General features: G+C 60.2%; 22 protein-coding genes and 3 pseudogenes. 12 read left to right on the top strand and 13 right to left on the bottom strand.

What is annotated here, in order from left to right; genetic code table 11:
- Positions 1-185: LysR family transcriptional regulator (locus tag C934_RS32575; RefSeq protein ID WP_037090454.1), on the bottom strand; the 185-nt coding region annotated here is incomplete at its 3' end.
- A 142-nt stretch (positions 186-327) separates the two neighbouring features.
- Here C934_RS32575 and C934_RS32580 point away from each other — a divergent pair.
- Both C934_RS32580 and C934_RS34835 read left to right on the top strand, forming a co-directional pair.
- On the top strand, positions 328-573 hold the full coding sequence (locus C934_RS32580; protein WP_335328323.1) for a helix-turn-helix domain-containing protein: 246 nt from the start codon (positions 328-330) through the stop codon (positions 571-573).
- Positions 574-682: 109 nt separating this feature from the next.
- Positions 683-1093 (top strand): hypothetical protein, encoded by a 411-nt coding sequence (locus C934_RS34835; protein ID WP_156828799.1) that lies wholly within the window; start codon positions 683-685, stop codon positions 1091-1093.
- A gap of 84 nt (positions 1094-1177) precedes the next feature.
- Here C934_RS34835 and C934_RS0126345 read toward each other — a convergent pair whose 3' ends face one another.
- Both C934_RS0126345 and C934_RS32585 read right to left on the bottom strand, forming a co-directional pair.
- The gene (locus C934_RS0126345) at positions 1178-1441 is read right to left on the bottom strand and encodes a hypothetical protein (RefSeq protein ID WP_156828800.1); all 264 of its coding nucleotides are present in this window, start codon (positions 1439-1441) and stop codon (positions 1178-1180) included.
- A 93-nt stretch (positions 1442-1534) separates the two neighbouring features.
- Positions 1535-2359, bottom strand: a complete 825-nt coding sequence (locus tag C934_RS32585) for a DUF1194 domain-containing protein (protein ID WP_018859543.1) — start codon at positions 2357-2359, stop codon at positions 1535-1537.
- A gap of 256 nt (positions 2360-2615) precedes the next feature.
- Between C934_RS32585 and C934_RS0126360 the strand changes: the two genes are divergently transcribed.
- On the top strand, positions 2616-3707 hold the full coding sequence (locus C934_RS0126360) for a helix-turn-helix transcriptional regulator (protein WP_018859545.1): 1092 nt from the start codon (positions 2616-2618) through the stop codon (positions 3705-3707).
- A 350-nt stretch (positions 3708-4057) separates the two neighbouring features.
- Here the strand turns inward: C934_RS0126360 and C934_RS0126365 are convergent, their stop codons facing one another.
- The 3 genes from C934_RS0126365 to C934_RS0126380 form a co-directional block, all read right to left on the bottom strand.
- Positions 4058-5035, bottom strand: a complete 978-nt coding sequence (locus tag C934_RS0126365; RefSeq protein WP_026372100.1) for a magnesium transporter CorA family protein — start codon at positions 5033-5035, stop codon at positions 4058-4060.
- A gap of 1210 nt (positions 5036-6245) precedes the next feature.
- Positions 6246-6482 carry a hypothetical protein gene (locus C934_RS0126375; protein WP_018859548.1) on the bottom strand — a complete coding sequence of 79 codons (237 nt, stop codon included), beginning with the start codon at positions 6480-6482 and terminating at the stop codon, positions 6246-6248.
- A gap of 18 nt (positions 6483-6500) precedes the next feature.
- Positions 6501-6683 (bottom strand): DUF3606 domain-containing protein, encoded by a 183-nt coding sequence (locus tag C934_RS0126380; protein ID WP_018859549.1) that lies wholly within the window; start codon positions 6681-6683, stop codon positions 6501-6503.
- 893 nt (positions 6684-7576) lie between these two features.
- Here C934_RS0126380 and ku (C934_RS0126385) point away from each other — a divergent pair.
- From ku (C934_RS0126385) to C934_RS0126395, 3 genes are read left to right on the top strand one after another with little or no spacing between them, the layout of a single operon-like run.
- Entirely contained in the window at positions 7577-8485 is a 909-nt protein-coding gene (gene ku, locus C934_RS0126385) for a non-homologous end joining protein Ku (protein WP_018859550.1), read from the top strand.
- Positions 8486-8495: 10 nt separating this feature from the next.
- Complete coding sequence (ku, locus tag C934_RS0126390) at positions 8496-9311, top strand: non-homologous end joining protein Ku (RefSeq protein ID WP_018859551.1); 816 nt, start codon at positions 8496-8498, stop codon at positions 9309-9311.
- Between the two features lie 4 nt (positions 9312-9315).
- Entirely contained in the window at positions 9316-9579 is a 264-nt protein-coding gene (locus C934_RS0126395) for a hypothetical protein (protein ID WP_018859552.1), read from the top strand.
- 258 nt (positions 9580-9837) lie between these two features.
- Here the strand turns inward: C934_RS0126395 and C934_RS0126400 are convergent, their stop codons facing one another.
- Entirely contained in the window at positions 9838-10026 is a 189-nt protein-coding gene (locus C934_RS0126400) for a hypothetical protein (protein ID WP_018859553.1), read from the bottom strand.
- A gap of 319 nt (positions 10027-10345) precedes the next feature.
- Between C934_RS0126400 and C934_RS0126405 the strand changes: the two genes are divergently transcribed.
- A complete protein-coding gene (locus C934_RS0126405; protein ID WP_026372101.1) occupies positions 10346-10984 on the top strand; it encodes a hypothetical protein in 639 nt (212 codons plus the stop codon).
- Between the two features lie 955 nt (positions 10985-11939).
- Here C934_RS0126405 and C934_RS0126420 read toward each other — a convergent pair.
- The 4 genes from C934_RS0126420 to C934_RS0126435 are packed head-to-tail and all read right to left on the bottom strand — an operon-like array spanning position 11940 to position 18435.
- Positions 11940-13220, bottom strand: coding sequence for an alpha/beta hydrolase (locus tag C934_RS0126420; RefSeq protein ID WP_026372103.1), 1281 nt, complete (start codon positions 13218-13220; stop codon positions 11940-11942).
- 1 nt (position 13221) lies between these two features.
- Complete coding sequence (locus C934_RS0126425) at positions 13222-16275, bottom strand: efflux RND transporter permease subunit (RefSeq protein ID WP_018859558.1); 3054 nt, start codon at positions 16273-16275, stop codon at positions 13222-13224.
- Positions 16272-17369, bottom strand: a complete 1098-nt coding sequence (locus C934_RS0126430; RefSeq protein WP_018859559.1) for an efflux RND transporter periplasmic adaptor subunit — start codon at positions 17367-17369, stop codon at positions 16272-16274. Before C934_RS0126430 ends, C934_RS0126425 begins: the two co-directional genes overlap by 4 nt.
- 1 nt (position 17370) lies before the next feature.
- A complete protein-coding gene (locus C934_RS0126435) occupies positions 17371-18435 on the bottom strand; it encodes an efflux RND transporter periplasmic adaptor subunit (protein WP_018859560.1) in 1065 nt (354 codons plus the stop codon).
- Between the two features lie 171 nt (positions 18436-18606).
- On the opposite strand from C934_RS0126435, the gene C934_RS0126440 reads away from it, so the two are divergent.
- From C934_RS0126440 to C934_RS36360, 3 genes and pseudogenes are all read left to right on the top strand, one after another.
- Positions 18607-19293, top strand: a complete 687-nt coding sequence (locus C934_RS0126440; protein WP_018859561.1) for a TetR/AcrR family transcriptional regulator — start codon at positions 18607-18609, stop codon at positions 19291-19293.
- 78 nt (positions 19294-19371) lie between these two features.
- Positions 19372-19890, top strand: a complete 519-nt coding sequence (locus tag C934_RS32590; protein ID WP_018859562.1) for a hypothetical protein — start codon at positions 19372-19374, stop codon at positions 19888-19890.
- A gap of 106 nt (positions 19891-19996) precedes the next feature.
- Positions 19997-20205 (top strand): annotated as a pseudogene (locus C934_RS36360) (PLP-dependent transferase); the annotation flags it as partial.
- Between the two features lie 159 nt (positions 20206-20364).
- On the opposite strand, the gene C934_RS35895 reads toward C934_RS36360, so the two are convergent.
- Complete coding sequence (locus C934_RS35895) at positions 20365-20526, bottom strand: LysR substrate-binding domain-containing protein (protein ID WP_245268015.1); 162 nt, start codon at positions 20524-20526, stop codon at positions 20365-20367.
- Positions 20527-20676, bottom strand: a complete 150-nt coding sequence (locus tag C934_RS35900; RefSeq protein WP_018859564.1) for a hypothetical protein — start codon at positions 20674-20676, stop codon at positions 20527-20529.
- Positions 20677-20701: 25 nt separating this feature from the next.
- Between C934_RS35900 and C934_RS32600 the strand changes: the two are divergent.
- Positions 20702-21396, top strand: a pseudogene (locus tag C934_RS32600) (SDR family NAD(P)-dependent oxidoreductase); the annotation flags it as partial.
- A gap of 50 nt (positions 21397-21446) precedes the next feature.
- Positions 21447-21817, top strand: a pseudogene (locus tag C934_RS36525) (NAD(P)-binding domain-containing protein); the annotation flags it as partial.
- Between the last annotated feature and the right edge of the window lie 76 nt (positions 21818-21893).

Here is a 21893-nt window from a genome sequence, read left to right on the forward strand (position 1 = left end):
TCCCCTGCCCTGGTCAGTTCCACCCTTCTGGTCGAGCGGATGAACAGCGGACAGCCAAGCTCCCTTTCCAGCGACATCACATGATTGCTTAAGGCCGGCTGGGCAATGTGCATCCTGGCAGCCGCCCGCCCGAAGTGCAGTTCCTCGGCCACTGCTTTGAAGTAGGTGAGTTGGCGTAATTCCATGAAGGCTATCCACTTGTGCTAACAAACTGCGTGCTGCGTTCGGTGATTCACGCTTAGATTGCTTTCATAGTTCTATAATACGTGGTTTCATAGATTGTCAAATGTTGTGTTTTCCGCCATGGATGCACGGCAGAGAGTAGCAATGAATCTTCGGCGTTTGCGAGTTTCTAAAGGAATCTCGCAAGATGATCTTGCGCTTACGGCTGATATCGAGCGCTCTTATGCGGGGCACCTCGAACGCGGCAGCAAAAACCCGACAGTGGTCACGCTCGAGAAAATTGCAACGGCTCTTTCATGTGATATCTCGGAGCTTTTCGCTCCCGTGTCTAATGACACAAAGCCAATCGAACCACTTCGTAGCGGACGACGACCTCCAAATCGAGATTGACGTTCGTGACAAGATTTGAACCGCCCCTCGGTTAGACTCGCGACGTTGGCGGCGGCGACGCCCCGATCCGACAGGCGGGGCTAGTCTGCATGGAAGAGCGGGCGGTTTCGTGCCAGCAAGCGGCCGCGATCGGTGGCCGTTTTTACGCGAACTCCAGCACACTTCGTTGCATGGTCGCCAGTTCCCCAGTGAAGTGCACGGAAAACAAATCCTGGTCAGGCGCAGCTGGTTGCGCCTGAAGCAGAGCATCTGGTTTCGTCGATCCGCCGCCGGCCGCGGCGGCATTGATCTACGTGGATACCTCTTCCAGAAGCCAGTTGAGGCAGTAACCATCCGGATCGCGCTCGAGCTGCTCTGTCGAAGCGGATTGTATAAGCAGAAACGGGCCTGGCATCGCGGCGATCTTTGCGAGCATATCGGAGACACGATAAGCATCGCCTTCAAGGACGGGTTTCTAAGGCTTTTAGGCGATGGTGGCACTCCCTCCAGGCCCACCATCCTTATTGAAATCATTACATAATCCGCTTCTGGCCCACCGTGCGGGTGGGCCACCTATTTGACCACCCGAATGGCGGCCCGGAGCTTCTTCACCGAACGGACGGCATCAAGGCGTTCGCTGCTGGCAAAAGCTTAAGCTACCATCTTCCTGCGATTGGCTTCCTCCAGATACGGGGTCGGCTTCATTCAGCGAGGAGTGGCCCATGGCGTTCATGTTTTGCGGACCCGTCGCGCCGTCTTCGGCCAGCTTGATGCCGAAATTCTTGCGCAGCCCGTGCAGGGTGTAGCCGTGCTTGCCTTCCCTCTTGTTGGCGACCGGGATGCCTGCCTGCTTGCACCACTTGGCCATCGTGCCGGTGATGAGCAGCACATGGCCGCTGCGTGTTGCTACCACGTCATCCGGCGTGGTTTGGGCACGACCAGCGAGCGCCAAGCCCCTGCAGAGAAACCGGGTACGCCGTGCTCATGGCAAAATCACTTTTCGGGACTTTTCTCGTGCCCCAGATGTTACCTTTGCGGCAATCATGCGTGGCTGCCTGTCCTGCTGATAGGAGTTCGGGGCCAGTCTGAAGGAGATTTCGGTGACGAGCTTGCGACGCAGCGCCGTGGTGTAGTCACTCGGTTCCTTCGGTGCCATGACGAAGGCCTGGTCGCCGCCGATGACTTCCTCCGCGAAATAGGTTGCCAGGGGGCGGTCGGGATTTTCGTCCCCTGACGGGACCGCGATTGCATTGATCGTGTAGCCCTTGCCGATCGCCGTCGTCCTGGCTTGCTGAACGGGCATACCGTCATTGTTTTCGCCATTGCCGGATATGTCGATGACCTTTCGCTCGGCGTGGCCCGGAAATCTGTCGAGAAGCAGGGTTCCGACCGCGATCGCCGAAGAAATGGATGTGCCGCCCCTGATCCTGCGGCCGATACCCGTGTCGCCCCCGCGGCTGATAATATCGGCGGCTGCTTCGGCATCCTGTGGTCGGCAAATCCTCGTCCATGGCAGGACGGATTTTATACTCTGCGGACTTGCCCACTCGAAATAGCTGATCGCAATGCAGCCTCGGAGGCTGCTTGAAAGAGCCTTCAAGATCTGGGGCGACGTCAAGGCGGCAGCATGACCGTTCCTTTGCAGGTCCGCGGTCGCGGGGTCGATCGAAGACGAGAAATCTACAGCGAAGACCACTGCGACATCGACGTCGAGTCCTTGTGCCTCTTCAGGTCCGGAGGCGCGCGCCTCGAATCCCACCGCCGACATCACAACAAGCGCCGTCGCCAGTTTGGTACAACTACCCATGAGCCCCTCCGCCAGTTCGTGACGAGTGCCGCGCGTAACCTGGCATCGTCGCCTTTACGACGGACTCTAGCCGGAGCAACGATTGCTTTGGCCCCCCTTGTGGGGGTTGCGCGGGCGAAAACGGCTGCCAATGAAACTGAGCCAAGCCTTGGCCAGACCGATTTCCGCGGCGTACGTTGCGCCGCGGATCATTGATTTGCCGATTGTTTCATGTCTTCTATCTGTTTGCTGATGCCAGCAACGCAGGGGTAAGGCGATGGCGATTGACGTCGATCGGCTGCAGCGCGCATCCATGAACCTATCCGAAGTGATCGCCGATCCTGCACGCTGGGACGGTATTCTGGAGGACTTGGCGACGTCGTTAGGCGCGATGGGCGCGGGTCTGATCCCGCAGTCCGGGTCCGAAGGGGCGATTGCAACGGCCAGCCTCAGGGATTGCCTCCACACCTATGTTGCCGAGGGTTGGGCACAACAGGACAGAGAAAGCCATCGACGCGCGCGGGCGATCAACATGCGGGGCGAGGTGGCGCTGGATAGCGATCTGATCGACCGCGACGACCGCTATAACCCGTTCTTCGATGATTTCCTTCCTCGCTTCGACGGAAAAGGCTGGGCGGGCATCGGCCTTCGCGCCGGCCCCGACTTCTGGTCGCTAACCTTCCACAGGTCTGTCTGCCAAGGGGCATTCGAAGAGGCAGAGAGGGCCATTCTGCAACAACTTTCTGTGAGATTGCACGAAATCGGCAGCCTCGCGCATCTGGCAGGGCGCGTGACGCTGTCTGGGGTCGCCAAGTCGTTCGACCAAATCTGCAAGGCCGTAGTGGCGATTGACCAGACAGGGCGGTTCATTCACGCAAATGCCACGGCAAAGCGGCTGTTGGGTACCTCCCTCCATGTCGTCGGTGGCCGGCTGGTGCTTCGTGACCGGCATGCCGCAGACGAATATGAAAAGGTGGTCAACCGGCTGCAAGGGTTGCGCGAGGGTAAGACCTTGCGCGCGGCCCCTATCATCGTCCGGCGCGACGACGCTGCCCCTCTCGTTATCAGGGTCCTGCCCGTCGACGGCGCGGCTAAGTCGCCGTTCATTTGCGCTCGAGCTCTGCTGCTTCTCAACGAAGTGTCACTGCCGGGCAGGAACGAGTGGCAGATTTTCGCCCGCGCGTTCGGACTCAGCCCGGCAGAAGCGCGCCTTGCGGAACTTCTCGCGAGCGGCAGTTCTCTCGAAGACGCCCGAGATTCTCTCGGAATCACCAGGGAGACCGCCAGAAGCAGGATCAAGGCTGTCTTCGAAAAGACCGACACGCATCGCCAGGGCCAACTGGTGGCATTGCTGGCTTCGTTAACCTAACATGTGACGGATCGGCCTAATTTCGTTGAGTGTGTCACAAACGGAAAAGGCTGGTTGGCTCGATCGGGTTTGATGCAGTGGGAAGGTAGGGACATCACGTTGCGATGTAGGTTCCCCAGGTTGAGATGTGCAAAGCCTGTTATCGCCTGTCTCTCGTCCAAATTGGATGGAATCGCAGACCAGTCGTCCAGACTTTTCTCAGGCACGGCCGCGCCGCAGGCGGTATCCTGAATATTGAGACCGGGTCAGGTCAGCATACAATTGCCTCTCGTTCATCAGACTCACCGGATGTTTGCCCGTACGATCATCCTGAAGTCCATTGCGTTCATTGGAAAAAAGGCACTGATCAATTAAAACCAACCCCTGCGCCAGAACCAAAGCAGCGGTGCGACGGCGCTCAGGATGATGATCGCCCACGCGAAGGGATATCCCCACGTCCAGCTCAGCTCTGGCATGAACTTGAAATTCATTCCCCATATTCCGGCCATTAGGGTGGGTGGCACACCAACGACAGAAGCGATTGTCAACACCTTGAAGATGTCGTTCTGTTCGATGGTGATGAAGCCCAGGACGGCATCCAGCAGGAACTGCGACTTGTCGGAGAGGTGCGTCTCATAGTCGCTCAGCGAGGCAACGTCTTTCGTCACCGCATGGAGTTGGTCTCGGAATTCGTCCGACAGCATGTCGTGACACACATCCAGCGTGAACGAAGCCATCCTGCCGACACCCAGCAGCACGTCTCTAGCTTTTGAGGATCGGTCACCAAGTGCCCCAACTTTGGAGAGCGCTTGACGGAGCGTGAAATTGGAGCTGCGGGGAGATGCCGAGCCGCGAAGATTGCCCTTGAAGACACTTTTGGATACCTCGTCGACGGCAGTGGCTAGATGTTCCAGAACGTCTGCGCCGCGGTCTACGATAGCCTCTAGCAGCGCGACGAAAACTCCCATCCCGTCAGCAGGGCTCTCTTCCTGTTTCAGTCGTTCAGCGACGGCATCGAACGCTGGCAAGCTTTCGTATCGGATGGTCACCAGAAAATCGGGACCGACGATAAAGCCGGCCGGAGAAAGCTCGGCGTGCTCGATCGTCGCATGTCCTATGACCGGCGCGCTCAGGTAGAGACGGTTACCCTCCTTTGACAACCTGCTCGACACTTCGATCTCGCTCAGAGCCTCCTTCGTTGGCACCCTCACCTTCGCCCGACGTTTTACAAATTCGATCTCCTTTTCGTCAGGGTTGAGCAGGTCCATCCAGATTACATGACCCGGCAAATCGTCATCGGCTCCGCCCGACCTGACGGTGCCATCCATGTCTCGATATATGTTCAGCAAACTTGGCTCCTGGAAACTCGGGAGGGACGGGTTCAAACGAACTAGCCGGTCCTTTTTTACCCGTCTACGACATTCTTGAGGCTCGTTCAGAGGACCAAATTAACAACCCATTCGCTCATAGACCACAAGCCCACGAAATCGAACTTCATCAGCAAGCGTAATGGAACGCCCGATGCTCGCCTCCTCGCAACATGTGGTGAGGACGCGAGTTAGATAAATCTCTATACATCGAGCAGGACACCTGCCCGCAGCCCCAGTGGATGAATTGCGCCGCCGAGTCGAGATGGCAAGCCGCCCGTCGAAAATGACATGACATCATCGACTGCCATCGTCTCAGTGAGTGTTTGGTTACCCTTGGTCTCGCTGTAGCAGGCCGTCCACCCACCGACGATGTCGGGATAGGAGGAGCGACAGCCCCTCCCACGGCTTGATCAGCGAGCCGATCGAAATCGCGACGGCCGCCCACTGCGGCGACCGCCTTTTTTATTCAGTTTCGGTATTGGTGGTTTCCCTGCTCTCCGACTGCGCCCGTGCCGGGCCAAACACGCGCCGCCTAGCAGAAGCAACGTCAGCCGCAACGTCAAGAAGTCGGTGATTGCCGGGACCGTGCTGAGGATGATGTCGGCGGGCGCGGCGAGCTCGATGAACCGCAGCGACCAGGCGCGCGAAAGCACCGGCGCCAGTCGGGGACGAGTTTTCATAGTGTTCGCTTAGAGGTTGGGCCGCATACCTCTTTTGGATGAGGTGCTATGTACGGCGAGTTGTGTTCCTATGAACCCGACAGCAATGATGCGGTCGACTCGGTAGTATGCAAAATGAAGCTCGCCTCCCCGGCGGGCTTTTTGCTGTCATCCCGTCAGAACGGCTTCGGCTTGAGAAGGTACCTGCCCGCAACGGCCTCGTGCTTCCACCCGAACCATCGGCACTTGTGGCGATAGCCCCAGATGCGGCACCGGATGTCAGTTCGATCACAGTCCAGTAGGAGACCGGCGGGTAAGGCTCGAAGCTCTTGAAGATCAGCTTTGAACCAATCCGATGGATAGCCTGGCACGAAGGCATTAAAGCGACCGACAGCTTCGTTGCGATGCCGGGCATGCTTCGGATCTTGTCCATGAAAATTGACTGAGAGACAAAAGCTCCGATGTCGGTGCTATCTGCAATCGCTGCAGATGTCCTGATCGTGTTGTCCTTACCCCGCTTGAACTTCCGATCAATGCACCGAGTCAGACGACGGAGCATTCACCCGGGTGGCTGCGAGGCCGACGTATGCGCCAATCAGGACAGTCGCCATCTCCTGCACCGAGCGGCAACCATCGTTGTAGAGTTCGATAGCTGCATCGCAGAGAAACGACGACGCTTGATCATCCCAAGCAACATTGTAATGCCGATACCATTCCCTGACAGCCTTCGACATTATCAAACGATCTTGCGGTGCTACCTTCGCCATGCCCGCTCTCATAAGTCGTCAGTGGTGACCGAGCTTGGTTTCGACCTTCTTTCTCGAGTTGCCGACGCTCTTCACCGCTTTTTTCACTGCATCCTTGGAGACGCTTTCCTTCTTGGCTTCGTAGGCAACCTCGTGATCCTGACTGCCGGCGACCCGGACGCGATCCTGAGCTCGGCCTCGTGGTGTCTGCTTCTGTGCCATCGGGCTCTCCTTTAATTGATCAGCGCAAGATAAACTCGCAACGATTCCGGTGGTTCCCGGGAGATGGTGATTGTCGACATGCCCGCTTGAAGCGGGTCCCGAACCCGCTATGCAGTGTCCGAAGCAGGGATCAGGATCAGGATGACGATGATGCGCTACCCATGGACACTGGAACGCGAGGGCCGCGAACCACGCGGCGGTCTCGATACCGCCGATGCCCTGACAGAGATCCTTCGCAGCGAAGATCTGCCCGGTGTCATGCCCCCGGACTGGCTAGTCGCCACACTTCGGATGGACCAGGACGACGAACGCGCTTCCATACACTCGTCGCCGTTTGGATGGACGGTCCGCCGAGGGCGCTTCAGACCTCATGTCGGAGCGCCCTTGGGTCGGAGACGGCGACGCGACCCCTCAGCAGATCGTATCCGCGCCGCAAGACACCTCCTGCGGCCAATCGCTCGTGCTGGCTCATGTTCCCACAAGTCATCCACGGTGTGTCCACACGTTACTCACAGCGTAACCTGTGGCCGTTACATCGGATTTTGTCCATGCGGTCTATCTGTGGATCACATTCCACTCGCAGACTGCGACAACCCGGCCTGTTTTTGTTGCCGCGAATTCCCAGCCGCGTATCCTCGCCAACACCCTTCTTGAGCGCAGGCGGCGGACCTCGAAGGGCGCGGCGGCGGACAGAAATTGTCCCCGCCGCTCTCTCTGGTGTGGAACGCAATCCAACGCGAGATGCGACCGTTTCAACCATCAAGGCAGCGTTTTCGCCGGAATCAATCTGTGAACGTGATTCTGCAAGTTATTGAAAAATGATTCGTTTCGTGTCGGAACGAATCACCCTGGCACGTCTTTGAGTCGCGTATTAGTGATTCGGAGTATGTGTGATGGCCTCAGGACAGCGTGCCCAGTGGAAGGGCTTTATAAAGTTCGGCGAAGTCACGTGCGGGGTGGCGCTCTATACCGCTGCATCCACCTCCGACCGGATCACTTTCAACACCATCAACAAAGCCACGGGCAACCGCGTCAACCGGGTCTTCATCGACAGCGAGACCCAAGAGCGGGTGGAAAAAGAGGCTCAGACCAAGGGCTTCGAGATCGACAACGGTCAATACATCATCGTCGATCCCGAGGAGGTCGCCGCCGCCATCCCTGAGAGCAACAAGACCCTCGACATCGAGGCGTTCATACCCTGCTCCGACGTCGATGATGTCTATTTCGACAAGCCCTATTATCTGACACCGGACAAGATGGGTGGAGACGCTTTCGCCGCGCTGCGCGACGGCATGAAGAATTCGAACGTCGCGGCCATCGCCCGCACGGTCCTCTTCCGCAGAATGCGCACTGTGCTGATACGTCCCCACGGCAAGGGTCTGATCGCAACCACCCTGAACTACGACTACGAGGTCAGGTCGAGCGCCAAGGCGTTCGAGGCGATGCCCAAGATCAAGATCCAGGGAGAGATGCTTGATCTCGCCAAGCACATCATCAGCACCAAGAAGGGTGATTTCGATCCGGCAACATTCGACGACCGCTACGAAGCCGCCCTTGCCGATCTGGTAAAGGCCAAGCTGGAAGGCAAGTCGCTTCCAAAGCCGAAGAAGGTGGAGGTTTCGAAGCCCAATGATCTGCTGGCAGCGCTGCGCGAGAGTGCTGGCATCATGAAGGCCGCAGCGGAAAAACAGAAACGCACTGCGGCCAACGCCAACACTGGTACCGGACGGGAGCGGTCCGCGCGCGGGGCGACAACGAAGTCCGCTGCGTCAAAGGCTGCACCGCAGCGCAAGGCAAGCTAGGAGATAGGCGATGGCTCCGAAATATTATTGGAAGGGCTACCTGAAGCTCTCTCTTGTCACCTGCCCCGTGGCGATGACCCCCGCGACATCCGAAAGCGAGAAGGTGCGCTTTCATACGCTCAACAAGGAGACGGGCAACCGCGTCGTCTCCCAGTATATCGACTCCGTCACTGGCAAGCCCGTCAAGGACGCGAACGAAGCCAAGGGTTATGCCCGCGGTGAGAACGACTACGTGATCCTGACCGACGAGGAACTGGATGTCGTCGCGCTCGACACGGTGAAGACGATCGACATCGACAAGTTCGTCCCGGCCGATAGCATCGAATGGATCTACCTTGAGAAGCCGCACTACCTGATGCCGGACGACGCGGTCGGCAACGAGGCGTTCGCCGTCATCCGCGACGCAATGAAAGCCGACAAGGTTTTCGGAGTCTCGAAGCTGGTCATGGGCCGCCGAGAGCGTGCCGTTGTCCTTGAGCCGCGCGGTGAAGGCATCGTGCTGTGGACTTTGCGTTTCGGCGACGAGGTTCGGCCCGAGGAGAACTATTTCGAGGACATCCACGAAAAGGCAGATCCGGATCTCATTCCGCTCGTCCAGCAGCTTATCAAGCAGAAGACCGCCCGATGGTCGTCGGACATGGCGAGCGATCCAGTCCAGGAGAGCCTGCTCAAGCTCATCGAAGAAAAGAAGAAGCTGCTGAAGCCGAGGAAGAAGGCTGCCAAGGGCAACGCCGGAGAGGCCGCTGCCGCTTCCAACGTCGTGAACATCATGGATGCCTTGCGCAAGTCGTTGGAAGCAGATCTCAAAGGTAGGAAGGCGGGGTAGTCACATGCACTTGCTGGAAACGAAGATTGTACACGAGACAACCGGATGGCGGGTAGACTTTGTCGGCGACGATGGTGAAGCAGTGTCGATCAAGGTCGCTGACGGTCACGCTTCAAGCGAGGATGAGGCAATTCAGCGTGCAAAGGAGGTCATGGTCCAGTTAACGGCATATGGCACGCGCGGAGGCGGACGGAGCATCAATCCGTACGATGCCGCCAGCAACGGCAACTTCGACGACGGCGAGCTGCCGCTCGATGCGCGACACTGACCCAGTGTTGGAGACGACGCGGGCCTTCGGTCAATAAAAAAGGCCGGGGCGAAACCGCACCGACCTTCCTCATCATCGCCTCTTACCAGTGCCAGTACATCCGTGGTCAAAAGCATTTCGGCGATGCGGCGTTGCGAGCCGCGAATTTCAGCGCTCATCAGCAATGCCTGTGAGAGAGTTCTATCTGTGCAATGTGTCCGCAACAAGTCTGACCAGAAAACTAGCCGAAGAATGAGCCACCTGATGTCAGGACGTGGGTCAGGCCTGGGAAGCGGGCCAGTCGTTTGACGGTTCCTCAATAACGTCGTCCGATTGGTCTTCTGCGGGATCCGGGTCGTGGTCGTACGCCACCCTCAGGCGGCCGAGTTCATTCTGGATGGCATCGTAGACATCCGTCGCCTTTGCGCCTTTCACGACGAACGTGTCGATGAATTCTTCGAGCTTCATGCTCAAGTCGTCCGCCAGTCCTTTGTCATTGCCGCTCCTCCGGATGAATAACAATACCCCTGAAGCGAAGGCCCCACGTCGGGCAATGTACGGAAGCACGTATGCTTGGAGTAGCGCCCTCGTCGGGTTCGGGATCTGGAAGCGCTTCCTTGCGGGGTATCCCGTCGGATCGCGCGGTGGCGTGTCAACGGGCGGCGGCGATGGCAGCGGCACGCTGCCTCGTTCGGCACGGACATGGGGATCCTCCACACTGCGAAAACGTGGGAAATCACCGGGTGTTCCGTTGACGCTCGGCCCCTTCGACACCATCTGCTGCGACATGTCCAAGACGAAGACGAAAAGCAAGGAAAGCGACGATCCCGAGCTGATCAGGGAGTGGCCGCTTCCCGTGGTGGCGACCCTCGGTTCTGGTGTCAGGGTGAAGGGAATCCTGCAGGAAATCCGCTCCCGGCTACCATCCCCGGTCCGGAAGTCGCTGGACATGCAGGCGGCAGGGCTCATCCTCGTCATGCCAGAGACTTCGAAGACAGTATTCAGAGCGACTGCATCGGCCGTTTCCAGCTTGCTGGACGGCATCGCAGACCTTCCTATCATTCCCCGCGAGATCGAGGATATCCTGACGATCACGGCATCAGAGCGGAAGCGCTGGCTTGAGGACGGCCGTCTGCCCAGCGCTGGAACACGAACAGTCAGGCTGCAAGGACGCGCAAGGAAGATCACCTTTCACGTGTTCGACCCCCGGGTTGTCGAGGATCTGCTCGACCGTGGCGCCGTGGACGAATGGCGGGAGGACGACGCTGCGGCAAAAGCGGAAAATCGCAAACGAGCCGCATATCAGGCGAAGTTGACGCGTTCGCTGAAGAAAAGCGAAAAAGCCAAACAAACCGAACGACCCGATGAAGCCGCAACCGGGTTAATCGGATGGGACGAGTTCGGTAGCGACGGCCTCCTTCGGTAGGGCAAATGCGCTTCGGGTCAGTGGAAGTTCCGAGCCTTCATCTTCAAGGTATCAATATGGAGATCGGGAAATGAAGACGTCGCGCGGCTGAGCCGCAGGCACTGTTGGCTGACGACCGAGCCGCTGGACAACGAAACGTCCGTGAAAACCGTTGCGACCTTCCTCATCGTTCTATTACCGGTGCCCGTTCGTCCGGACCGAAGCTGCGTTGCGAGCGGCGAATTGATATCAGCGCTCATAGGAACGCCAATGCAGCGTTTTGAACCATGCGCGTCATATATCGAGCGAAAATGCTTGTGTGCTCATCCAGGTCCTGGCGACACCGGGGATGATTGCGAAGTCCTGCCACCGCAAACGAACCAGGCATGGGCTGGTATCCCTTGCGCGCTCGAAGGCGCTCCAACAAACGTGGATCCCACAGGTGACTGAGGCGCAAAAGCAAGATGCGGCGACGTCGATATTGCTTGGTGCGAATTCTCCGCTCGTGACTCCGGCGCGGATCAACTTCCCGATGTCGGTCTTGAGTCCATTGAGATACGGCATGAACGACGGCAAAATACTTCTGAAGCTAGAACAAGAGGCTAAACATTTGGGGGTCGCTATCGCGTGCCTCTGACATCAACTGATGGTGACCGAGAGCGGCTTCCTCAAGACAGCTGGCCGCGTCGCCTGGTTCGTCAATGGCAAGCGGGGGAACGCGCAGGGTGGTCTCCGGGAAATCTCCGACGATGGCGTCCCATATCGAAGCCTTGGAGGGAGGACTCTGTACACGCTGGCCGGGACTTCCCAAGGAGTCGGGCGATGTCAGCGACGCTTGTCTTCGACAGCCCGTACAGCCGACACGGGGCCATGCCGGCTTCTACGGGACACGTGTTCGGCGCGCGGCCGGTGTCTTGCAGGTTTGGCTATTTCCATCTTCCGATCCTAATAAATCCTTGCCGTTGGCGGCAAAACTTCAGTACGCAATCTCCCCATCCTTGATTGGCGCGCCGTCGGAGGAGAGCTCCTCCTTCAGAATCTCCCGCGCCTCGGGGCTGATGACAGCGACTGGTGCCGCGACGGCAAGACGCGCGGCCGAGCCTGCAAAGTTTGCGGCGCTCACGCCGATTTGGTCTGCCGCGCTTGCCTGTCCGCCATCCAGGCTCTGCCCAGCCAGCCGCCGTCCGAGCAGGCGCACGATCTCCGGGCTGTCGGCAAAGGCGTTATGGCCGAGTGGGTCGTTCGTCGCGATCGCGCTCGTGTCGATGACGGAAACGCCGAGTTCATTGAAAAGAGGTGCGTAGGGTCTGAGATCGGAGCCGCCGAGACGTTTGACCCCGCCCGAAAGCCAGCCCGAGACTTCCAGCGCCTTGTCGTTTTTCGATGTCAGGATAGCAAAGTGCGGCCGCTTCGGTCCCATCTCGGTGAACTGGCGGCGGAAGACGTCGATATCGATGTCCGGCGATGCGAGCACAACGTTCTTCACCTTCGCCGGGATCGATTTCTCGCGCATAGCCACGCCGCGGAGTGCCTCCGCCGCCAACCAGCCGCCCATCGAGTGAGCGAGGATCGTCACATCCGAGACGTCGGGGCTCTTCACCGCCTGGAGGATCAGATCCTCGAGGGCGCGGCGCGAGTAGTTGGCGCTCTCCTTGTCGTAGAGGTAGTCGAAGACGCGCCCTCTGGACGGCCAGGTGAAGAGGATCGCCGCGGCGTCGGTTCCCGAGTCATGGACGATCTGCGCGAAGCGGAAGACCGCATCGGCATAGGTGTTGTTGAATCCATGAACGAAGATGATGACCTGGTGCTTCTTGTTTCGATTTGCCCGGTACCAGTCGAGGGCCTGCCCTTCGGACTGGACCCTGGCGACCTGCGTGACCGCGAACTCCTTTTGCGGGTTGGGCGGCATGCGCGACGGCCACTGCACCTCGCCAATCTTGCGGTTCCGGTCGGGGGGAATGGAGACGTCGACGCTGTTAAGCGAGATCGCCGTCCCGCGGTCGCCGGAAAAGAGCTTGCCGGGATCCTCCGAAGGCTTGCGCGTCGTGGCGACAAGCATGGTGACCCGAGTGGTGCCGATCGGGGCGACGGCGAGTGGCCGCAGGACCTCTTGCGCCCGGCTGGCGCAACCCGATGCGGCAAGCGACAGGGCAACAAGCACTGGGACGGCTTTACATGCGTACCGAACGGTCGCGATCGTCGTAGTGCGGCGGTATCCCTGGGCAACGCCTCCAGGGTGCGAGGGCGATCCTGTCATTTCAGTTCTGCTCCACTTCGTGGGGGATACGGAACCAGGCGACGTAGAGCGCCGGCAGGAACAGAAGCGTCAGCGCCGTGCCCACGACGATCCCGCCCATCATGGCGTAGGCCATCGGTCCCCAGAATATCTCGTGCGAGATCGGAATCAGGGCGAGCGTCGCGGCCGCGGCAGTGAGCATGATCGGTCGCATGCGATGCTCGGTCGCCTCCACCACCGCCTTCCATGGCGACATTCCCTCCGCTCGCAACTCCTCGATCTGCACGATCAGGATGACGGAGTTGCGGATGAGGATTCCGACGAGCGCCAGGACGCCCAGCAGTGCGACGAATCCTAAAGGCGAGTTGCTGGCGAGCAGCGCCACGACGACGCCGATGAGGGCCAGCGGCGCCACCGAGAAGACCAGCAACAGCCTGTGGAAGCTCTGGAGTTGGATCATCAGCAGCGTCGCCATGATGACGAACATGGCAGGTGCCACCTTGGTGATCGGGCCCTGCGACTTGGCGCTTTCCTCGACCGCGCCGCCGACTTGGACAGAATACCCGGCCGGTAGCGTCTTTTCGAAGGCCGCGACCTTATCGGAGAGCGCCTTCACGACCGTCGCCGGCTGCGTCGCGTCGCCGATGCCGGCCTTGATCGTGATGGTCGGAACTCTGTCGCGCCGCCAGATCGTCGGCTGTTCGAGTTCGTAGTGGAAGGTCGCCACCGAGGACAGCGGCACGGCCTGGCCACTGCTGCTCTGCAGTTGCAGGTCAAGCAGGGTATCGATCGAGCCCCTCTCCTTTTCTGCGGCACGGCCGACGACATCGACCAGATAGATGTCGTCGCGGACCTGCGTCAGCGCGCTTCCCTGGACGACGGTGTTGAGGGCCGTCGCGATATCCTGGGAGGAGACGCCAAGCTGTCGGGCCTTGTCCTGCAGCACGTCGATCTTCACGACGCGCGCCGGCTCGTTCCAGTTGAAGGCGAGGTTTCTAAGCGAGGGATGGGTGCCGACGATCGTGCCGAGCTTCTGTGCCAGGTCGCGCACCGTCTGCAGGTTCTCGCCGGACACGCGATACTGGATCGGCTTGCCGACCGGAGGTCCGATGTCGAGAAGCTTCACGTAGGCGTCTGTTCCCGGAAAGGTCTTCTGAAGATAAGTTTCCATCTCCCGCTTCAGCTTGTCGCGAACGTCGAGATCCTTGGTGACGATGACCGTCTGGCCGATGGACACGTCTGCCGGCTGCACGTCGAAGGAAAGAAGGAAACGCGGCGCACCCCTCCCGACGTATGTCGACCAATGTTCGACGTCAGGGTTGCCGGCCAGCATCTTATGTTCGAACTGACCCATCTGGCGGCTCGTCTCGGCGATCGAACTGTTCTGCGGCAGGCTCCAGTCGACGATCAGTTCCGGGCGGTCGGAGCTTGGGAAGAACTGCTGCTGCACCATCGACAGACCGACGACCGAACCAGCAAAGACCAAGACCGTCGCGACGATGGTGATCCAGCGCCAGCGCAGGCAGAACTGCAGCAAGGTCGAGAACGCCTTCGCAAAGCGGCCCTTATGCTCGGCATGCTTCTTCATGGTCTTCGGCAGGATGGTCACGCCGATCAGGGGCGTGAACAACACCGCGACCACCCATGAAACGACCAAGGAAACCGCGATGACGACGAAAAGCGTGAAGGTGAACTCGCCCGCGCTGCTCTTGTTGAAGGCGACGGGAATGAAGCCCGCCACGGTGACCAGCGTGCCGGTCAGCATCGGGAACGCAGTGGACGTGAAGACGTAGGTCGCAGCGCTCCTGAGGCTGTCGCCCGCTTCCAGCCGCGCGACCATCATCTCGACGGCGATCATGGCGTCGTCGACGAGAAGACCCAGCGCAATGATCAGCGCTCCGAGCGAGATGCGCTGCAGCGAGATGCCGGTGTAGAGCATCACCAGGAAGGTGATGGCGAGCACCAGCGGGATTGCGACCGCCACCACCATCCCCGCTCTCATCCCGAGGCTGATGAAGCTGATGGCGAGCACGATCGCGACGGCTTCGAACAGGGCCTTGGTGAAGCCGCCGACGGCCTCCTCAACCACCTTCGGCTGATCGGAGACCTTTTCCACGGAGACGCCGATCGGAAGCTCCTGGATGATGTTGCCCATCGTCTTTTCAAGGGATTCCCCGAAGGCGAGCAGGTTACCGCCGGTCTTCATGCCGATCGCCAAGCCGATGGCTGGCTTTCCGTTGAAGCGGAAGAGCGATGTCGGCGGATCGACGTAGCCGCGGGTGATCGTGGTGACGTCCGTTAGCGGGAAGAAGCGGTCGTTTACCCGGAGATTGATCCCGCGCAACGTCTCCTCGGAGATGAACCGTCCGCCGACCCGCAAGGCGACGCGCTCCGGCCCGGTTTCGACGAAGCCGGACTGGGTGACGGCGTTCTGCGCCTGCAGTGTGGCGATGATCGCGGCGCGGTCGATGCCCAGGGCGGCGATCTTGCGGGTGGAGAATTCCAGATAGATCACCTCGTCCTGAGCCCCGACGATGTCGACCTTGCCGACGTCGGGGATCTTGAGAATCTGCGTCCGGGCGTTCTCGGCGTAGTCGCGCAGTTCCCTCTGGCTGAGTCCCCTGTCGCCCGTGAAGGCGAAGATATTGCCGTACACGTCGCCGAACTGGTCATCGAAGAAGGGTCCGACAACACCCTGTGGAAACTCGTGCCTGATGTCATCGACCAGGTTGCGGACCCGCGACCAGGTGGGTTTCACGTCCCGCGCGTTCGTTTCCGGCAGCAGGTCGACGAAGACGGTCGTCTGACCAGCCGTCGTGATGCTGCGCGTGTGTTCGAGATTGTCGAGTTCCTGCAGCTTCTTTTCGATGCGGTCTGTGACCTGCTGCGTCACCTCAGTGGCCGAAGCACCGGGCCACTGTGCCTGGATCACCATTGTCTTGATGGTGAACGATGGATCCTCCTCGCGACCGAGGGCGAGATAGGCAAAGGCGCCCGCCACCGCGAACATGATCATAAAGTACCAGACGAGAGAGCGATGCTCGAGCGCCCAGTCCGAAAGGTTGAATTTTTTCACGGGCGTGGCTCCTGTGCGAGTTTCACTTTCTGTCCGTCGACAAGTTCATCTATCCCGGCAACGACGATCTCTTCCCCCTCCCGCAGGCCCGATAGAATCCTGACGGAACGGGCGTCCGGTGCCGGGCCATCCAGCTCCACCGCTCTCGCGGCGACCGTAGCCGTCGAGCGATCGACCACCCAGACTTGGTCGCCCCCGCCCTCGGCGTGGATGGCGGACACGGGTAGCGCGATCGCATTGGCGCTTTCATCGGCAAGCGGCGTCGTGGTCACCACGGCGCCGAGGCGGAAGATATCGGGCGCCTGATCGATGGCGATCTTCAGCCGATAGGTGCGGGTGTTCGGATCGGCTTGGGGCGCGATCTCGCGGACGACGCCAGTGACCCGAATCCTGCTGTCGAGCTGGAGGGCCACGTTGAACCGGTCGTCCCGGCGTACGTCGCTGAACTGCGCCTCCGGAACGTCGACGACCACATCGCGTTGCTCGAGCCGTGCCAGCTTCAGGACCGGTTGGCCCGCCGACACGGTCTGGCCCATTTCTACGAACGTGGCGGTGACGACGCCATCGAACTCTGCTCTCAGCGCGGCGTAGCCAAGCTGCTCATTCGCCTTGGCAAGGCTGGCCTTCGCTTTCGCAGCATTGGCGGCCGCCGACTTCAGTTGCTGTTCGGCAAGATCGTGATCGGCAATGCTTGCCGCGTTGCTTTGCATTAGCTTTCGCTTGCGCGTTTCCGTCGTAACGGCGTTCTCCAACTGCGCCTGCGCGTTGCGAAGATCGGCCCCCGCGCTCTTGACCGCTAGCTGGAGGCTGAGAGGATCGATCTCACCAAGGACGTCGCCCTTGTGCACGAGGTCGCCAACCTCGACCTTGCGAGACACCATCCGCCCCAGGGTCCGGAACGCCAGATCGGTTTCGATGCGAGCGCGAACGATCCCCGGCACGCTTGGTGCCTGGTTCCGTTCGGCCGAAGCCACGACGACTTTGACGGGACGAGGTCCCGCCTGCTCTTCTGCGGCGGAGTTTTGATCGCAGCCCACGAGCAGGGGAATTGACAGAAGAATTGAAAGAGAGCTGCATATCCGGACGAGTGTCATCTCACTTCCCTTCCCAGGCGACTGCCTGGCCTTCCTTGAGGAATTTGCCGCCTTCGGTGACAATCAGGTCTTGCGCCGCCACGCCGGTGGTGACGACGAAATCGTTCTGGCGGTACCGGCCGACCGATATCTTGCGGAGCGAAACCGAGTGGTGCTGGGGACTGACGAGCCACACGGCTGGTTGGCCTCCCGCGGAGGCGATCGCGGTATAGGGCAATATGATTCCGTCGCGCTGCGAGGCCTGCAGCTTGCCCACGACCGGCGTCCCGAGCGGCCATCGTGCCGCTTCCTGAAGGCCGACCTTGATCCGGATCGTGCCACCCTTCCCGTCGATCACGGGAGAAACTTCGCGTATGCCGGCGTGCACATTGCGCGCGGCATCGGAGACTGACGCGACCTCGACGTCGTTCAGCGGTCGTCCGTCGAGGAAGAACGCCTCGAAGACGTCGAACACCGCGTCCCGCGGACCGTCATGGGCGAGCGTGAAGGCGGACTGCGCCGGTGACACCACCTGCCCTGTCTCGATCCCGCGCGCGGTGACGATGCCGTCCGCGGCGGCCCTCAACTCGGTGTAGGACAGAGCGTCCTCGGCGGTCGCAAGCGCGGCCTCGGCCGCCTCGAGAGAAGCCTGGGAGCTCAGCAGTTCCTTCTGGGCGTCGTCGAAGATCGCCCGTGGCACCGCCTGGGATTGCAGGAGCGACTTTGCCCGGTCGAATGCGAGGGTTTTCTGCGCAACCACCGCCTGCGCCGACTCCAGCGCGGCGCGGGCGACGCTGACGTCGGCCTGCTGTTCGGTGTCGTTGAGCCGCGCAAGGACGTCGCCAGCGTGGACGTGTGACCCGACGTCGACCTTTCTCTCGACAACCCGGCCGCTGACGCGAAACGAGAGCTCGGTCTGGACACGCGCTCTCACCTCGCCGGTAATCTCGGCTCCCGGTTGGAAGCGGGTCTCCGCCGCCGCAACGACGCGGACCTGCTGCGGCGGCGGGGCCACCGCGGCTTTCTCGTCGCAGGCAGCCAGAACTGCACAGGCGAGACCAATTCCCATCAATCGAAAGGACTTCATTTTTGCTCCGGTACGGTTTGAGTCCCCCAGAGGAGCCAGGATGTCCGGCAACTCCAGTTTTCAGGGCATGCCCAATGTTGACAGCGACCACTTAAGGTGAATGGTGGGCATTGTCAACATTGTCGACGAAAAAAGTTGACAGGCGCAACTTACAAACCTAAATGAAGGAATATGGCCAAAGACAATTCCACCAAAGAACAGCGCCCATATCACCACGGCGACCTTCACAGGGCGATCGTCGAGGCCGCACTGGACGTCCTTAGCGAATCCCAGAGCACGGAGTTTTCGCTTCGGGAGCTCGCTCGTCGCGCAGGCGTCAGTCACAACGCCCCCTACAAGCACTTCGCCGACAAGCGCGAATTGCTGGCCGCCGTCTCGGCAGTTGGGTTTGAACTGCTGGCAAAGCGCATGGCCGAAGCGACAAGCGAGCTCGACAGTCCTCGTCAGAGGCTTGCAGCCATGGCGCGCGCATATGTCTGCGGCGGCGTCGGCAATCCGGCGCTCTACAGATTGATGTTCGGCGGTTTTCTTGGCGGACAGGACGAAAGCCGTCCGGTGATCGAACGAACCGCGGCTCACGCCATGAAAGCTCTCATAGTGAGCGCGATCTCCGACGGCGCTCTCGGGCACCGGATTGCAGACACTGAGTCAACCACCCGCACGATCGATGGGGCTATCCTCGTATTCTGGTCCCAGATGCACGGTCTGACCCTGCTGCTGGTCGATCGCCTCGTCGGTCCCGGCGACAAGATGGAGGAGCTGACCGAGAATGTCCTGCAGGGAATGCTCGAAGGGCTCGTGAACAATATTCCCACTGTGCCGGAAGGCGTCTGGGTAGGGCCTCCGCTAGCGGGCTAGAAGCGTTGACGACGAACCTGCTTGAGAGCGGCCTCGTCATCCTTCCTTGGCCGTGGTCGGCCGAATAGGAGAAATCTCATGGAGGCTTACATCTCTGCCCTGACGGGCCTTGCCGGGGTCGCAATCGGCGGTCTGGCCTCTTTCGCCACCGCCTGGATGACGCATCGGTCACAGGTGAGAGAAAAGCATCGCGAGGCGGAGGTCGCCAAGCGCGAGAGGCTGTTTTCGGACTTCATCGCCGAAGCCACGAGGCTCTATGGTGATGCCTTAAGCCATCAGAAGGACGATGTCTCCGATCTCGTTCTGCTTTATGCACTGGTCGCTCAGATGCGTCTGATCTCGTCCCGAACAGTTATAGATGCCGCGGAGCTGGCAATGGAAAGGATTGTCGACACCTATCTGACGCCCAATCGCTCACTCTCCGAGATGCGCGACCTCGCGCATTCAGGAGCGATGAATTTTCTTTTCGATTTTGGCGAGGCTTGCCGCGCAGAGTTGGCGAGCGGGCGTGCAGCCCCCTCCGCTGCAGGATTCAAGGAAGCTCGTCGGCGAGAAGAAACCTCGCATTCCACCCCGTCACTTTCACCAGCTCGTTGACGCTCCAGGGGGCCTATCTGTACAGGTATGTCAAATGCCGGGAAGACTCACGTCGATGCTCGAAGATCTCTCTCACGAAGTGGTAGATGTCGCCGGACGGCTTCGAGTCTCACCTGCTCTCAATGTGCTCAAGACATTTGCGGAGCATCTTGGGGCGGAACACGCAGTCTCGTTGCGCCCATGCCCGTCAAGGCCCACCGGACGGTGCGGAGGTGGGATGCAAACGATCTCGTCTTGCGCATAAGCGTTGGCCTTGAAGATCATCAGGACCTTGTCGATGATATCGAAGCGCTTCTCGCAGAGATTTCCAGATGACGGCAGCTCCCCACCCTGAGCCACCTGGCCGGGCCCCCTGCTCGCCCCAGCCGTCGGCATGCGCGCGATCTATCCCGGCGGGTTCGGATAGAGTTCGTCTTGGCGGACGGTCGATGGTGGAGACCCAGCGTTCGAGAGTGATCAACGGGAAGAAGCGGGTCATCGTCGTTGGTTTCGATCCCGCAGGAACGAAACGAAGGCCCGCATGGAGGCACTGAGATGGCGGTGTCTCGGGTAATAGAGATGCAGGCCTGGATAAGGCGGCGTCCATTCTCCTAGCAGTTCGACCAAGGCGCCAGCTTCAAGAGCGGCGGAGGCCATTCACTTCGTCACGTAAGCCAAGCCGTAACCGTGGACTGCCGCCGCCAGAATGAGCCTTGAATTGTCGAGCACGAGGCCGCCAGTCGTCTCAACGACGAGCGCCTCTCCTCGCCTTTCGAACTCCCAGCGGTACAGGCCGCCTCCCGGCATACGAAGCTGGATGCACCGATGGCCCCTCGACGTCCGCCCGCTCGACGTCGCGAACCCACAGTCGGTTCGAACGTTCGTCGACGACTGGGACAAACCGATCCACGCCCTTGTCAACAATGCGGGCATCATGATGGTGCCGGAGCTGGAGCGAACCGCGGAAGGCTGCGAGCTGCAGTTCGGCACGAACTTCCTCGGTCACTTCGCGTTGACGCTGGGCTGCGTCGCCAGCTTGCGGCCGCCAAGGGAGCACGCATCGTATCCGTCAGTTCGACCGGCAGCCTCTTCGGCCCGGTCATTTGGGATGATCCCCATTTTCATTTCACCCAGTACAATCCGCTTCTGGGTTATGCGCAGTCGAAGACTGCCTGCATACTGCTGTCGGTTGGCATTAGGGAGCGCTGGGCGTCTGACGGCATCGTCTCGAACGCCCTCAATCCAGGGGCCATCGCGACAAACCTCCAGCGACACACCGGCGGCCTCAAGACGCCCGAGCACCTTCGCAAGACCCCCCAGCAAGGCGCCGCGACATCCGTGCTGCTGGCCGCCTCCCCGCTTGTCGAGGGCGTCAACGGTCGATATTTCGACAACTGCCAGGAGGCGCCTCTGATCGCGCGCCGACCGGACGCGACGCTCGAAGGTGTTGCGCCTTACGCGCTCGACAGCGCCAATGCGGACAGGCTTTGGGAGATGGCATTACACATCGTGGGAGAGCCGAAATGAGTGACGCCCTTCGCGTAGGCTTCATCGGCCTCGGCGACCAGGGTGCGCCGATGGCTGCTGCGATCGCCGACAGGTTCGAGTTACACGTCTGGGCGAGACGTGCAGTCTCGTTCGATGCTCTTGGCAACGCCCGGCACGTAAAAGAGGCTGACCCTGTCGAACTCGCGGCAAACGTTGACCTGCTGTGCCTGTGCCTGCGTGGCGATACCGATTTGCATGACCTCTTAGCTGACCGTTCGTTGCTCCAGGCATTGGGCAAAGGGCGACCATCGTGAACCATGCAACCGGCGACCCCGCTAAAGCCGAGAACTTTGAACGTATCGCCGAGGAGCTCGGCGTGCACTTTCTTGATGCGCCCGTCAGTGGTGGGCGACCTGGTGCGGAAGCGCGGTCGCTAACCTGCTTTGTCGGAGGCCGCGCTGAGGCACTTGACGCAAGTCGGCCTGTTATCGAGTGCCATAGCACTCATATCGTCTCGATGGGTCCGGCCGGTTCAG

The organism is Rhizobium sp. 42MFCr.1 (assembly GCF_000377185.1).
In the GTDB taxonomy this organism is placed as follows: Bacteria; Pseudomonadota; Alphaproteobacteria; order Rhizobiales; family Rhizobiaceae; genus Rhizobium; species Rhizobium altiplani.